This window comes from Pseudoalteromonas simplex, from assembly GCF_015278155.1.
Lineage (GTDB): Bacteria > Pseudomonadota > Gammaproteobacteria > Enterobacterales > Alteromonadaceae > Pseudoalteromonas > Pseudoalteromonas simplex.
In genome coordinates this window covers 803,075-815,394 of the sequence record NZ_JADILN010000001.1, presented here as the reverse complement: position 1 = coordinate 815,394, position 12,320 = coordinate 803,075, and the positions used below count along the sequence as shown (strand labels likewise).

Sequence of the window (12,320 nt, the reverse complement as noted above, 5' to 3'; positions counted from 1 at the left end):
TATTATGATTGGTGTTGGTTAATAAATTCTGCCAGTGCATCTACTGATGCAAAATGGGCTTTTGTTTGTTCTGAGTTTGCGTCAATTTTAACGTTAAACTCTTTTTTAATGGCTAAGCCAAGCTCTAACGCATCGATGCTATCTAGGCCTAAACCATCAACAAACAAAGGTTGGTCATTTTCAATATCATCCACGGTAATATCTTCAAGATCTAAGCTGCTAATGATTAATTGTTTTATTTTGTTCTTTAGTTCAGTCATAGGTGCCTGAGTTCCTCTGAAAAGTAATGTTGCAAATCACGGGTTAATTGTCGTGCTTGCATGGCGGGTTGTTCATTATTAAATGTGTCGTTAAACGTAAATGGATCAGTGGCAAAGCGCATCTCAAAATGCGCTTTTGTTGCGGCAACGCAATACCATGGTGTGCCTTTGGTCAAAGTACTGGGTTTCATACTAATCAGCACTGAAGTAATTGGGGCTTTACAACGCGCAGCAATATTTGCCGCACCACGCTTAAATTTTAACTGTTCACCAGGGGTTGTGCGGGTGCCTTCAGGAAAGATAATCAGGTTATTTCCAGCAGCGAGTGATGCTTCACAATCATTCAGTAACTCTTGCGGGTCTTCATTACTAATATAACCTGTGCCTTTAATTACACCGCGCATAAATGGATTTTTAAATAGGTGTGCTTTGACCACGCAGTCAGCATTTTTAATCACAGATATCAGCACTACAACATCAATTAATGAGGGGTGATTGGCAAGCACTAGCTGCCCCTTAAGATCATGAAATTTCTGTTTATCTTGCACAGAAAAATGGATAGCACCGGTGTAATGCATTAAAGCAACAAAGAATTTAAAACTATAGTGAACAGTTAAACGGGCTTTCTGCTTACGTTTAAATTCACAAGGCTCCAAAAATCGTTGAATAGGTAAAATCAACAAGGTAAGTAAAATACCGCCAAACCCAAAAACAGCAAAGCAAAAACCAGTTGCTAATACACGCCAAATTTTGTTCAGCTTTTTATATAAATTAGCCACCATGGTACTGTAGCATCCAAGCTGATTGTTGATGTGTCAGCAGCGATTGTGATCCTTTGCTTGCTAAAGCAGCTGCTAACTGTAGACTCAAGGGTAAACACGAGTCACTTTGAGAGTGTTCAGATTCAGGAAGTTGTGTTAATTCAAAATACGGTTTGTCTACCTGAACTTTGGATAATATGAACGACACACTATGAGCAATTTGTTGCTCATCGCTAAATGGTAAGTATTCATCAGGTAATACACTTTCGGCATGGGCAACCAAAATTTGCTGCTCAACACCACTCTGGACACGTGCAAAACCATCAATCATGGCTGAAATAATGCTGTCTTGACCACCTGCTATGGCATTCATCGGGGCTTTGTTTTTTGCAATAATCGAGAACAAGCCTGTTGCAGCATTATGTACACTCAAACCAAATGCGGTCGGAGAAAGCGGTTCTTGTTCAACAAGTGAATGCAATAGTTGCGCTGTTTTAGGTAAGTCGCCATGACGAGATGAAAAATTAACGGCTAACTGCTGATGCTCACCTTGCGCTTGATGCATAGTATGAAGTGCCATTTTCATAAACGGGCTTAGACGGCGGCGCTGCATTGGTGCAACCCAGCTTAAATCAAGGTCAGGGTGATCAAGATGGCTTAATTCTGCAATTTGTTGCTCGGGCGCAACCCATACACACAAATTATTAACAACAAATTTCACAAATATTATTCTTTTAGCGCCAAACGATTGCTAATTTTACCCATAAGGCATAAAAAAGTAAAATAATGGTGCTTAATTGTAGTGAAATTAAGCACCCATTCATCTTTATCGTAAAATAACGTCTTTTTCGTCTAAAAGTTGAGCTTTTTCGCCTACTATATCAGCAACATCAAGTTCGTTAATGTAACCTAAACCGATTTCTTGCTGAGCACTTGTTAGTGGCACATAAGGAAGACGGAACACAGGATTTACCGCGCCTGTCATCATCAGCGCCGTATTAATCGCGATTGGGTTAGGTTCGCAGAATAGCCAGCCCATAAGTGGCTGCAGTTTTGCATTAAGTGCATCATTTTGCTCATCCATTAACTGACGGAATAAGCCTGGAATAATGTTAGATGTAACCGAAATAACACCGTGAGCATTATGAATGTGCCGTGCATCATGTGCTTCATCGTCATTACCAGACCAACAAGCAATACCTTGCTGTTCATAATGAGCAATACGCTCATTGCCACCGCACTCTTTTACACCGATAAAGTTTTCGTGCTTAGCGAGTGGCTCAATGATATCTGGTGTTAAATCTTGGCCTGTACGACCTGCTACGTTGTAGATAAACGCAGGACCAATATCAAGTAAACGGTTAAAGTGCTCTTTCACACCCGCCAGTGACGTGCGCCCGTAATAAGGGTTAATTTGCAGTGCGGCATCCATACCGGTGGCAAAACCATACTGGGTTGCTTTAATCGCTTCACGCGTGTTGTTGCTCCCTGTATTACCAACAATTAATAAACGATCAGAGAATTTGCTAACACTGTGTGCAATTAACATCAAGTGTTCTTCCCAATTCATTAATTGGCCTTCACCTGTGGTACCGCCGACGATGATGCCTTCAACACCAGCTGCAATTTGCTGCTCAACAAGGTCGTCATAACATGCAAGATCAATGTCACCATTAGTTAAATACGGTGTTTTTATAGCGGTGATCAAACTTGCTTGTTTAATTGTTTCTAGGTTGCGCATAACTTTTTTTAATGTTTGGAAAATTTGCGCTAGTTGTATCATAAACACAGGCATTTTCCGAGTAATGAGCTGCAATAAATAAAAATACTTGAGAAAAAATCAAAGTTAAGCCAAAATCAAATACTGTATAAATTAACAGTATTTATTGTGAGTATTTGATAATGCAACTTTCTAAATTTTTGGCAACCTACTTTTATACTACCGAAGAGCTGTGCTATACCCTCTCAATTGATGAGGAAACGCTATCGGCATGGCAACAAAGTAGTTTATTTCCAAAACCGAGTTACTGTTTGCAGAGTCAATTAGAATGCAGTTCGTATTCTGGCATTTATCAATGCGAAGAATATCAAGACTATTACCCTCGTGGCGCCGCTAGTTGGGGGCAATTAATTATCAAACATGACATAACCTCATCCTGCCAAGCGTTTAATTATTTTGCTCAGCAATATTCGAATCAACTTAGTAAGCTTGCCGAGCAAGGCTTTGCTATCAATGAAGAATTATTTGGCAGTGAAATTGACGAGCACTTACAGCAAGTTTGGCAACAGTTTTTATGCAGTAAATACGGTGTGCTCACACAAAATGGCTTAGTTGAAGAAGCCGTTCAGCTAGATGTGGCCAAGCTATTGATTGATGATATTACTGAAATGCGCACTAAAACAGGTTTAAACATGGATGAACGTCAAAGCTTGCATAAGGCACTAAAACTAATAAATCGCGCGTTAAGCCATGGTACGGGCAACGAAGGTAAAAATACCTTACGCCATCGTTATATTGATGACGTAGTGGCAAAGTACGATCTATCGGTAAAATAACCTCTCATTTTTGCGCTTAAAATGAAGCGAAACTGAATGGCCGAACAAAGTTACAACTATGTTTATTTTGTTGTAAATAGGTTAATACAATTTGCTACTTTTGTTTTGTAGGTTTTCATCTGCTTGATCGATAGATTGGTCTGGTCGAGTTATTGCTCTTGTCATATTTGTTATTTTGACACCTAGCAATAACTTCTTTCTTCCAAACTAATTACATCAAAATACAGGATGAAAAAATGAAACCTTTTCCAAGGCTTGGTCGCTTAAAGGCGACCTACTTAGCCATGCTCGGCTTATCGATTGCCCAGCCAGCAACCGCAGAAGAATCATTTGTTACACAACAAAGTAAAGCGGATGCCCTTACATTCACTTTGATCACTGGGGACAAAGTATCGGCTGTTGTCAATAAAGACGGCAAGCTAGGCGGCATTCGATTAGTGAATGCAGATGGTTCAGATACATTCACCAGTATCTTTAAACGTGGTAACAACACCTATGTTGTTCCAAACCATGCTCAAGCCTTAGTTGATTCAAATGCGATTGATTTAGAGTTATTTAACATTAATAAGTTATATGAATCGGGTTACGATGATGCATCAACAGACGCGCTCCCCGTCATTGTTGAATACCGCGACGGTACCCTTGCAGGACCGGCAGTCCCAGCAACGCTTGCTGGTATGTCATTAACCGGTGAAATTGAGCTAATCGACAGCGCTGCATTTGCAATCAGCAAAGACAAAGCAGCGCAAACTTGGCAAACCTTGATTGCACAAGCTGACGTTGAAGGTCTTTGGCTTGATGCTGTCGTTCATGCTCACAATGTTACCCAGTCAGAAACACTGAATCCAACAGTCCCGCTTACCGGCGCATATGGTGAGTCAGCGATTAACTATAATGGCGCAGGTATTAAAGTTGCCGTACTCGATTCAGGATACGACATTGAGCACCCTGATTTACAGGGGCGAGTAATAGCATCACGAGACTTTACTTACTCAAGCAACGGTGTAGATGATTTAAATGGTCATGGTACTCATACAGCCTCAACCGTTGCAGGCAATGGCCATGAGTCAGAAGGTAAATGGGTCGGTGTGGCGCCTGCTGCCGATTTAATAATCGGTAAAGTACTTGGCAATACAGGAGGAGGATCAACTTACGGTATTTTAAATGGCATGCAATGGGCGGTGCTTTCAGAGCACGCTGACATTGTAAATATGTCGTTGGGTGGCACAGCAACAACCTGTAGTGGCCCATTGGTTGAGATGGTTGAAGCGCTGAGCGATAAGGCCTTATTTGTTATCTCTGCAGGCAATAGCTTTACCCGTGAAACGATTGGCTCACCAGGCTGTGCACCAAGTGCACTAACCGTAGGTGCAATTGACCGTGATGGCAATACGGCGTCGTTCTCTTCACGCGGTCCATCGCCAGATGGCCACTCAGCAAAACCAGATATTGCTTCGCAAGGTGTATCTATTGTTGCTGCGGCTTCTGGTGGCTTAGGTGATACGGCTTACCGTGTGTATTCAGGTACTTCGATGGCAGCCCCTCATGTTGCCGGTGGTGCTGCAATTGTTATGGAAGCTCGCCAAGACCTTACACCAAAAGAAATTAAAGACGTGCTTACATCATCTGTATTTAGTGGTGATTCTCACGTACTTGAGCAAGGTGCCGGTGCCATGAATATCGACCGTGCCATTGATCAAGCTATTGTAGCCCCTGCAAACCGTGAACTTGGCTACTTTGATAATGCCAATAGTGCATTTACCGAAACACAGATCACGTTAACAAACACCTCTGATGAAAATATTAAATTAAAATTGAAATTAGACTTAATTGGCGAAGATGGCAAAACACAATTGCCAGCAACTCTAGCAGAATTAGATATTAAATCTGTGACAATCCCAGCCAAAGGTGTTGCTCAAGTTCCTATGTGGATTGACCCAAGTGTGGCACTTAATAACAGTGCTTATGGTGCAATTACAGGTCGTATCACAGGCACAACCGTTGGCAATACAGATCAGCAAGTGACTGTACCAGTGTCATTTTGGATTGACCAGCCTCACGTTAATTTAACGGTAAACCTGACTGATCGCTGGGGTAATCAAGCAGGCTCTCCATCTAAGCTTTACTTAATTAATGAAGAAGATGATTGGGGCAGTCTTGTTAGGCTCACTGGCGGTAAAGCCAATATCGATGTACCTGCTGGTTACTATACGTTGATTGCTAACATTATGACTTACGATAACCCGCAAACCAGCTCTGGTTTAGTTGATTCAGCGGCACAAATGGCTGTATTAAATCGTAAGATTGATGGCAAAACAGAGATTAACTTTGATGCACGTAACGCTCAGCCTGTTACCTTTAAAGCTGACCAGCCTCTTGATCCACAAGGTTATTCGTTTGGCTTTACTTACGCGATTGACGATCAAGAAGTTGCGAAGCTTGCTGCTATCGAAATGGCACCTGATTACGTAAATGATATGTATGCATGGTCACAAGGTCATGACGACCGTTTTCGTTCATTTATCACCACCCGCGCGGTAGCTCCAGAAACAACCGTCACTATGCAAAACGGGGTTGAACTTGATTACATCAAACAAGGTTTAGCACTGTCTTTTCATGGTGAAGGCTCTGCAGAAGTCGTACCTGTAGGTGATGCAGGCTACAGCACTGATTGGAGTCAATTTGAGTTAGATGGAAAAATTGCGCTTATTGCTAACCCTAATTACCTCACGTCGTACATGGTTGGTAACGCGATGAAACATGGCGCCATTGGCGTGATTTTTTATCGCCCTGATCGTGGTGGCCGATATAAAGGCGCGATCACAGGCACACCAAAAGTACCCGTGATTGGTATTAGTACCGAACAAGGTGAAGCCTTAATGGCAGAAATAGAGGCTGGCAACAATATCGTTAGCTGGTCTGGTATTGCGGCTGAACGCTCACCTTATGCTTATTCAATAAACCATATTGTTGATGGCCGAATTCAATCTGGGCAAATCAATATTGCTGAACATAAAATGCATAAAATAAGTGCGTCTTATCACTCGCAAAATGATGAGCGCCCGGCATGGACTGATGTTATGGCAATGACCAACAGTACCGGTGAGTTCTACTCGACAGGTAGCTCGCAGTTAATTATGTTACCTCATCAACGTGATGAATATTTCACAGCAAGTGCAAAAAATGCATGGACGAATGTCGTTATGCCAAACTACCAAATTCAAAGCGCAGGCGCTTATTTTGATGGTCCACGTGCAATGACTGAAGGTGCTGAGCAAAGTACCACTTGGTTTAAAGGTCCACGTGCTGGTAGCTTAGGCAGCAGTGGCTCGGCGATTATTAGCCGCGATACCAATGTTCTTTACTTTAACCTTGCTCCGTTTGGCGATGCCGCAAACCATGATGGTATTTTTGGCTTTATGGGTAGCTCAGCCTTTGGTTTAAAAGTAAATGGTGAGCCAGCATCTCCGTATCAAGGTACGTTAACACTTGAGCCGGGCTCTCATCAAATTACCTTAGAAATGCGTTCTTATGCCCGTGGTGTTGGTGAGCGCTCTCCAATAAATGATAAGCTAGGTTCTCTTTACCAAGGTTTCTATACATTTACCGCTGACGAGCAGCAACAAGGTGTTCAGCCAATTTTAGTGCCTATGGTTGATTTACCGGTTGATATTAACAACAGCATGAAAGCAGGTGAAGCCGCTCAAGTTAAGTTAACGGGTTTACTAGACGGTGTAGGTGAAGTGGCGCTGGCAGATGTACAGTTCCAATATGCATACGGCCAAGAATGTACGATTGCTAACGTGCCTGCTTATGTCTATTGCCCTGTATCAACGAAGTTCTCAAGCGAAAACTGGTTAGATGCACAAGTTGAACACATTGACGGTGAATGGGTAGCTACGATCCCTAATACTGGAAACGTCGGTGACTTTGTCCATATTCGTACGATTGTTTCTGATTATGGTTCAAGCCAAGCAGAGCAAATTACCATGCGAGCTTACATGTTAGATTAATTAGTTAGCGCTAATCAGCAAAGCCGCCTTCGGGTGGCTTTTTTCATGTAAAAACAACATGATCAAGTATTAAGAATCTAAATGCTCGTACTGACCTCGGTACACTTCAAAAGTCTTCACAACAGTGTGTTGCTCTTTACTTAGATTATCAAACCAGGTATCGAAACGCTCATCATCATCTTGTTCACTTAACGCTAAATACTGGGCCAATAATTCAATAATATCGTTGTGAGTACACGACAAGGTGTCTACATGATTAGCTAAAACAGAATGGTCTTTATCACGAAGCGTGTTCATTACATTTTGATCTAGTTCTTCACGGCTAGTTTTATCATTCACTTCCATATCCCTCTTAAAAATAAGCACGCATTCCTAGTTATAACAGCCTTATCGACAATATCCAGCTTTTTAAATCTAACTGCTTATTGATTGTTCAGCTTGTACAAATTTAAGACAACGCGATATAAATAAGAATCATTTTTATCTTGATCTAAATAATCAACCACCCTATAATCGCTACATTATCACATAACAGATAGGTGCATTATGAAGCCAAATATCCATCCTGATTACCAGCAAGTCGCTTTTCATGATACAGCGGCAGACAGCTACTTTATTATTGGTTCGACAATCAAAACTACACGTACGATCGAACTTAAAGGCAAAACTTATCCTTATGTACCAATTGACGTATCAAGCGATTCGCACCCGTTCTATACCGGTAAACAAAAAGCCGTTGCGAGCGATGGCCGTGTTGCAGCGTTTAATCGTCGTTTCAAAAACTTGGCGAGCAAATAGTTGCTTTAAGGAAAGAACATGAAAGTATTAAGTTCATTAAAAAGCGCTAAGAACCGCCCGGGCTGCCAAATCGTAAAACGTAAAGGTCGTGTCTATGTTATTAATAAAGACAACCCGCGTTTTAAAGCAGTTCAAGGTAAAAAGAAAAAGCGTTAAAAAAGGTGCCTCGGCACCTTTTTTTAATTAAAGTAAATCTAACTCAATAGCTTAGTTGCCAAATAACAACTCCCAAAAGCCTGGCGGCTCATGTAGCTCATGGTATTTTTTACGTAACTCATCAATAGATTTAAGCGGCGCTTTTGCAGCTTCAAGGCCACGAGTCGTTGCAAGTTGCTTCGCTTGCTTTGCTTGATTTATGACTTTATCAAGCCCTTCTAGAGACGCTGTTTTATGCTGTTTAAAATCAGCTGTTTTAGCTGTCTCTAACAACACAATAAACTCATCAATAGCGGCATTAAAGGTAGCTAAATCAGTAGCCCGTACGGAGTTTTTATAAGCAAGCCCCATATTTTTCATATTGGCCTCAAGATCAATATCAGAGGCTACACTCACACTCGAAAAAACGATTAAAATACTAATAATAATGGCTTTCATAAAATCCCAATTCAAAAAGATATTGATGTATTTTAAACCCAAAAATAAAGCCCATCCACCTTGTATTGATTAGCTAACGTAAAAATAAAATAAGGATTTTTAAGCAACATCTTTTCAGATGGTAGTGAAACAAGAAAGCAACCGTTAATAACCACATTTCAAAAAGAAGCTACGTACAAATTGCTACATTGATTTAATTTGAATCAAAGATCGCCAATGTTAGATTCCATTAGTTAATTGTGTGTAAACAAACATTTAACAAAAAACCTTTAGGTAAAATAAAAACAACAGGTGTTATTAATGAGAAATAATAGTTTATTAACTGCAAGTATAAAATTCGCACTTTATTCTTCAATACTTTCTGTTTCTGGGTATTCACTTTCCGCAGAAAAAGAAGGTGCTGAAGCTATCGAAAAAGTACAAGTGATCGGTTCTCGTATTCGAACGGACAGTTTCGCAAGTGAAACCCCTATAGATATAATTACGGTAGAAGATGCTAAAAATGAAGGTATTAAAACGCTAGCTGATTTACTTAGAACAAGTACTGCCGCTGCAGGTTCAAATCAAATCACCTCAGCAATGAGTGTAGGTTATGTTACTGCAGGTGGTAAAGGCACTGAAACTGCATCATTACGAGGCTTAGGGGCATCACGGACCTTAATTCTTCTAAATGGTCGTAGAGCTGGCCCTGCGGGTACTCGTGGGCAAGTTTCTGCTTTTGATCTTAATACTATTCCACTATCTACAATTGAACGTGTAGAAATCCTTAAAGATGGTGCATCTTCATTATACGGTTCAGATGCGATTGCAGGTGTTATCAATATCATTACTAAGAAAGGTGACGATAAATCTGTAAATATTGATATTAGCCAACCATTTGAATCGGGTGGTGAAGAACAACGCTTCAATGTTAGCTATGGTGAAGAATTCAACAAAGGTTCTTTTCGTGTAACAGCCGATTATAAAATTTCAAAAGAGCTTAAACGCGGTGATAGAGACTTTCTAAATTGTACCGAGCGACTTTTATATAATGAGGATGGCACTCAAGCTGATCCAATTGATCCTAGAACGGGTAAAGCTAACTGTAATGAAACTGGGTATGGCCTTTGGGTATATGGTGCGGGTGCATCAAACATTGTGGGTAGTGGACCAAACTTAGCATATGATTATGATGGTTTTTTTGGTGCGAATGGCTTTGATAATTATAATACTACAGCTTCTCAGCCCGGTGATTTAACTACGCCAGATGGTTGGTATCCTGTTTCTTATGACAAAGAAAGTGATGGCTGGTGGAATCTACAACATCCATTTTTAGATAATGAAAGTATGCGTCCAGAAACGGAAGTGTGGTCTGTATTTGCCCAAGGTGATTATGCAATTACTGATGATATGAAATTATACGGCGAATTAATCCATAGCTCACGAACGACTATAATGAGTAGTTATAGACAGTTTTGGATTGGTGATATAGGCCCTCAAGCTGCAGACCTATTTGATGGTTTCTCTGGAGACGCATTTTTAATGCCTGTTGCTTTATCTGATCACTACGGTTCTGAGACAACTGTTGATTACACGCGTGCTGTAGTTGGTCTAGAAGGTAGCCTAGGGGATTGGTTGTGGGATGTATCTTACCAAAATAGTTACAATGATGGTGAATATCAGCAACAAATCTTTTTAAGAGATTCGCTTGTAATGTCACAGCTAAATTTAGCGAATGATGTTCAATGTAATGGTGAAGTAACTGAGATTTCAAAAAGAACCTGTGTGGATATCCCTTGGACAGATCCGAGCTTCTTAGCAGGAAACCCTTCTCAAGAGGTTAGAAATTTTATCTTTGGTGAAGATATCGGTAATACTATTTATAAGCAACAAACTTTAGATGCTTACATTACTGGTGACTTATTTGAGCTACCTGCAGGAACAGTTGGATCTGCATTTGGTCTTTCAATACAAAAGGATGAAATCAAAGACACACCTGGAAAACATACATTAGAGGGCAACTCTTGGGGTCTTACAGGTGCAGGCATCACTGCAGGTTCACAAGTCACTAGAGCAGTATACGGTGAAGTTAAAATACCTGTTGTAAAAGAGCTATTCTTAATGAACTCACTTGATTTATCAGCATCATTTCGTTGGACAGACGTAAATACTTATGGGAACGATACGACATATAAATTAGGACTAAATTGGGAAGTAGCTGAAGGCTTTAATATTCGAGCAAACCGAGGCAGTTCTTTCCGTTCGCCAGCATTATATGAACTATATTTAGCGAACCAATCTGGTTTTGGTGGCCAGTTAGCAGTCGATCCTTGTTTAAATTGGTCTGAAGAGTTTGCCGCAGGCAATATTACTCAAACAGTTGCTAATAACTGTCAAGCAGATGGTATTCCAGCTCATTATGCTTTAGGCGGTAGCTCTGCGATTATTTATACTAGTGGTGGTGAAGGACGACTAAAAGCGGAAACTGCAGTCACAGAAACTATTGGCTTTGTTTGGAGAAGCCCAGAAGACACTTATGCTCTTTCAATAGATTATTACAACATCTCGATTGATGATGAGGTAACTAGCCTAAGTGGCAGTAATATCACGTCTCAATGTTATGAATCTAAAGATTTTACAAATGAGCCTCTGTGTGACCTTTTCACTCGCCGAGATGGAACTAACAATGATTATGGGATTGATGAAATCTATAGTGGATATGTAAATGTTGCGAGTCAAAATGCACGCGGTGTTGATTATAACTTCACATACCAAGATATGTTTGACTTTGGCTCAATTCGATTCCGTTTAGAACACACAATGCAAATTGAGCGTACTTATCAGTTATTCGAAAATAGTGAGCTGAACAATGAAGTTGGCGAGATGGGTGAACCTAAGCATGTTGGTAACGCATCATTGACTTATAGTTGGGATGATTACAGCCTGACATGGACTGCAAATTATTTTGACTCTACAAACGATTATGAATATAACAATGATTCAAATCTAACATCATACCGTGGAGAAGAAGTTCGTTTCATTGGTGAAACTAGATGGACAACGTACCACACGCTTTCAGGTTCTACTAACTTCTCAGATGGTTGGAGTGCAACGATAGGTGTTGCAAACTTATTTGATAAAGAGCCTCCTCGCTTATCAAGCACAGAGTTCCAAGTAGGTAATGCCGCATTGTATTCTCAATACGACACTATAGGACGCCGCGTATTCGCAAATGTTACTTACGAATTTTAAATAACGATTTAATTTTAAAAAGTAACAATATACAAATTTGATTCTCTTGGGGCTGTACATTCGTGCAGCCCTTTTTTGTATGAGCCCTCAAAGCCTACTCCAATCAT

11 protein-coding genes are annotated in these 12,320 nt (G+C 40.5%); 5 read left to right on the top strand and 6 right to left on the bottom strand.

Annotated features, from left to right (window positions below):
* Positions 1–2 precede the first annotated feature (2 nt).
* The 4 genes from IRQ78_RS03505 to dapA form a co-directional block, all read right to left on the bottom strand.
* A complete protein-coding gene (locus IRQ78_RS03505; protein ID WP_054554555.1) occupies positions 3–260 on the bottom strand; it encodes a phosphopantetheine-binding protein in 258 nt (85 codons plus the stop codon).
* A complete protein-coding gene (locus IRQ78_RS03500) occupies positions 257–1,042 on the bottom strand; it encodes a lysophospholipid acyltransferase family protein (RefSeq protein ID WP_194441356.1) in 786 nt (261 codons plus the stop codon). Before IRQ78_RS03500 ends, IRQ78_RS03505 begins: the two co-directional genes overlap by 4 nt.
* Positions 1,032–1,742, bottom strand: coding sequence for a beta-ketoacyl synthase chain length factor (locus IRQ78_RS03495; protein ID WP_194441355.1), 711 nt, complete (start codon positions 1,740–1,742; stop codon positions 1,032–1,034). Before IRQ78_RS03495 ends, IRQ78_RS03500 begins: the two co-directional genes overlap by 11 nt.
* 105 nt (positions 1,743–1,847) lie before the next feature.
* On the bottom strand, positions 1,848–2,762 hold the full coding sequence (gene dapA / locus IRQ78_RS03490) for a 4-hydroxy-tetrahydrodipicolinate synthase (protein ID WP_194441418.1): 915 nt from the start codon (positions 2,760–2,762) through the stop codon (positions 1,848–1,850).
* A 161-nt stretch (positions 2,763–2,923) separates the two neighbouring features.
* On the opposite strand from dapA, the gene IRQ78_RS03485 reads away from it, so the two are divergent.
* Positions 2,924–3,577 carry a DUF6058 family natural product biosynthesis protein gene (locus tag IRQ78_RS03485; RefSeq protein WP_194441354.1) on the top strand — a complete coding sequence of 218 codons (654 nt, stop codon included), beginning with the start codon at positions 2,924–2,926 and terminating at the stop codon, positions 3,575–3,577.
* A gap of 236 nt (positions 3,578–3,813) precedes the next feature.
* Positions 3,814–7,590 (top strand): S8 family serine peptidase, encoded by a 3,777-nt coding sequence (locus tag IRQ78_RS03480; RefSeq protein WP_194441353.1) that lies wholly within the window; start codon positions 3,814–3,816, stop codon positions 7,588–7,590.
* A gap of 69 nt (positions 7,591–7,659) precedes the next feature.
* Here the strand turns inward: IRQ78_RS03480 and IRQ78_RS03475 are convergent, their stop codons facing one another.
* Entirely contained in the window at positions 7,660–7,887 is a 228-nt protein-coding gene (locus tag IRQ78_RS03475; protein WP_220095044.1) for a hypothetical protein, read from the bottom strand.
* Between the two features lie 249 nt (positions 7,888–8,136).
* Here IRQ78_RS03475 and IRQ78_RS03470 point away from each other — a divergent pair, with 249 nt between their 5' ends.
* Positions 8,137–8,388, top strand: a complete 252-nt coding sequence (locus tag IRQ78_RS03470; protein ID WP_054554560.1) for a type B 50S ribosomal protein L31 — start codon at positions 8,137–8,139, stop codon at positions 8,386–8,388.
* 18 nt (positions 8,389–8,406) lie between these two features.
* Positions 8,407–8,544 carry a type B 50S ribosomal protein L36 gene (ykgO, locus tag IRQ78_RS03465; RefSeq protein WP_054554561.1) on the top strand — a complete coding sequence of 46 codons (138 nt, stop codon included), beginning with the start codon at positions 8,407–8,409 and terminating at the stop codon, positions 8,542–8,544.
* A gap of 51 nt (positions 8,545–8,595) precedes the next feature.
* Here ykgO and IRQ78_RS03460 read toward each other — a convergent pair whose 3' ends face one another.
* Positions 8,596–8,982, bottom strand: coding sequence for a cytochrome b562 (locus IRQ78_RS03460; RefSeq protein WP_054554562.1), 387 nt, complete (start codon positions 8,980–8,982; stop codon positions 8,596–8,598).
* A gap of 300 nt (positions 8,983–9,282) precedes the next feature.
* Here IRQ78_RS03460 and IRQ78_RS03455 point away from each other — a divergent pair, with 300 nt between their 5' ends.
* Positions 9,283–12,213 (top strand): TonB-dependent receptor domain-containing protein, encoded by a 2,931-nt coding sequence (locus IRQ78_RS03455; protein WP_194441352.1) that lies wholly within the window; start codon positions 9,283–9,285, stop codon positions 12,211–12,213.
* The last annotated feature ends 107 nt before the right edge of the window (positions 12,214–12,320 follow it).

What these genes read in the sequence shown, in the direction of transcription:
- IRQ78_RS03505 (WP_054554555.1), bottom strand. Translation starts at nt 260, where the DNA reads ATGACTGAACTAAAGAACAAAATAAAACAATTAATCATTAGCAGCTTA.
- IRQ78_RS03500 (WP_194441356.1), bottom strand. Translation starts at nt 1,042, where the DNA reads ATGGTGGCTAATTTATATAAAAAGCTGAACAAAATTTGGCGTGTATTA.
- dapA (WP_194441418.1), bottom strand. Translation starts at nt 2,762, where the DNA reads ATGCGCAACCTAGAAACAATTAAACAAGCAAGTTTGATCACCGCTATA.
- IRQ78_RS03485 (WP_194441354.1), top strand. Translation starts at nt 2,924, where the DNA reads ATGCAACTTTCTAAATTTTTGGCAACCTACTTTTATACTACCGAAGAG.
- IRQ78_RS03480 (WP_194441353.1), top strand. Translation starts at nt 3,814, where the DNA reads ATGAAACCTTTTCCAAGGCTTGGTCGCTTAAAGGCGACCTACTTAGCC.
- IRQ78_RS03475 (WP_220095044.1), bottom strand. Translation starts at nt 7,887, where the DNA reads ATGAACACGCTTCGTGATAAAGACCATTCTGTTTTAGCTAATCATGTA.
- IRQ78_RS03470 (WP_054554560.1), top strand. Translation starts at nt 8,137, where the DNA reads ATGAAGCCAAATATCCATCCTGATTACCAGCAAGTCGCTTTTCATGAT.
- ykgO (WP_054554561.1), top strand. Translation starts at nt 8,407, where the DNA reads ATGAAAGTATTAAGTTCATTAAAAAGCGCTAAGAACCGCCCGGGCTGC.
- IRQ78_RS03460 (WP_054554562.1), bottom strand. Translation starts at nt 8,982, where the DNA reads ATGAAAGCCATTATTATTAGTATTTTAATCGTTTTTTCGAGTGTGAGT.
- IRQ78_RS03455 (WP_194441352.1), top strand. Translation starts at nt 9,283, where the DNA reads ATGAGAAATAATAGTTTATTAACTGCAAGTATAAAATTCGCACTTTAT.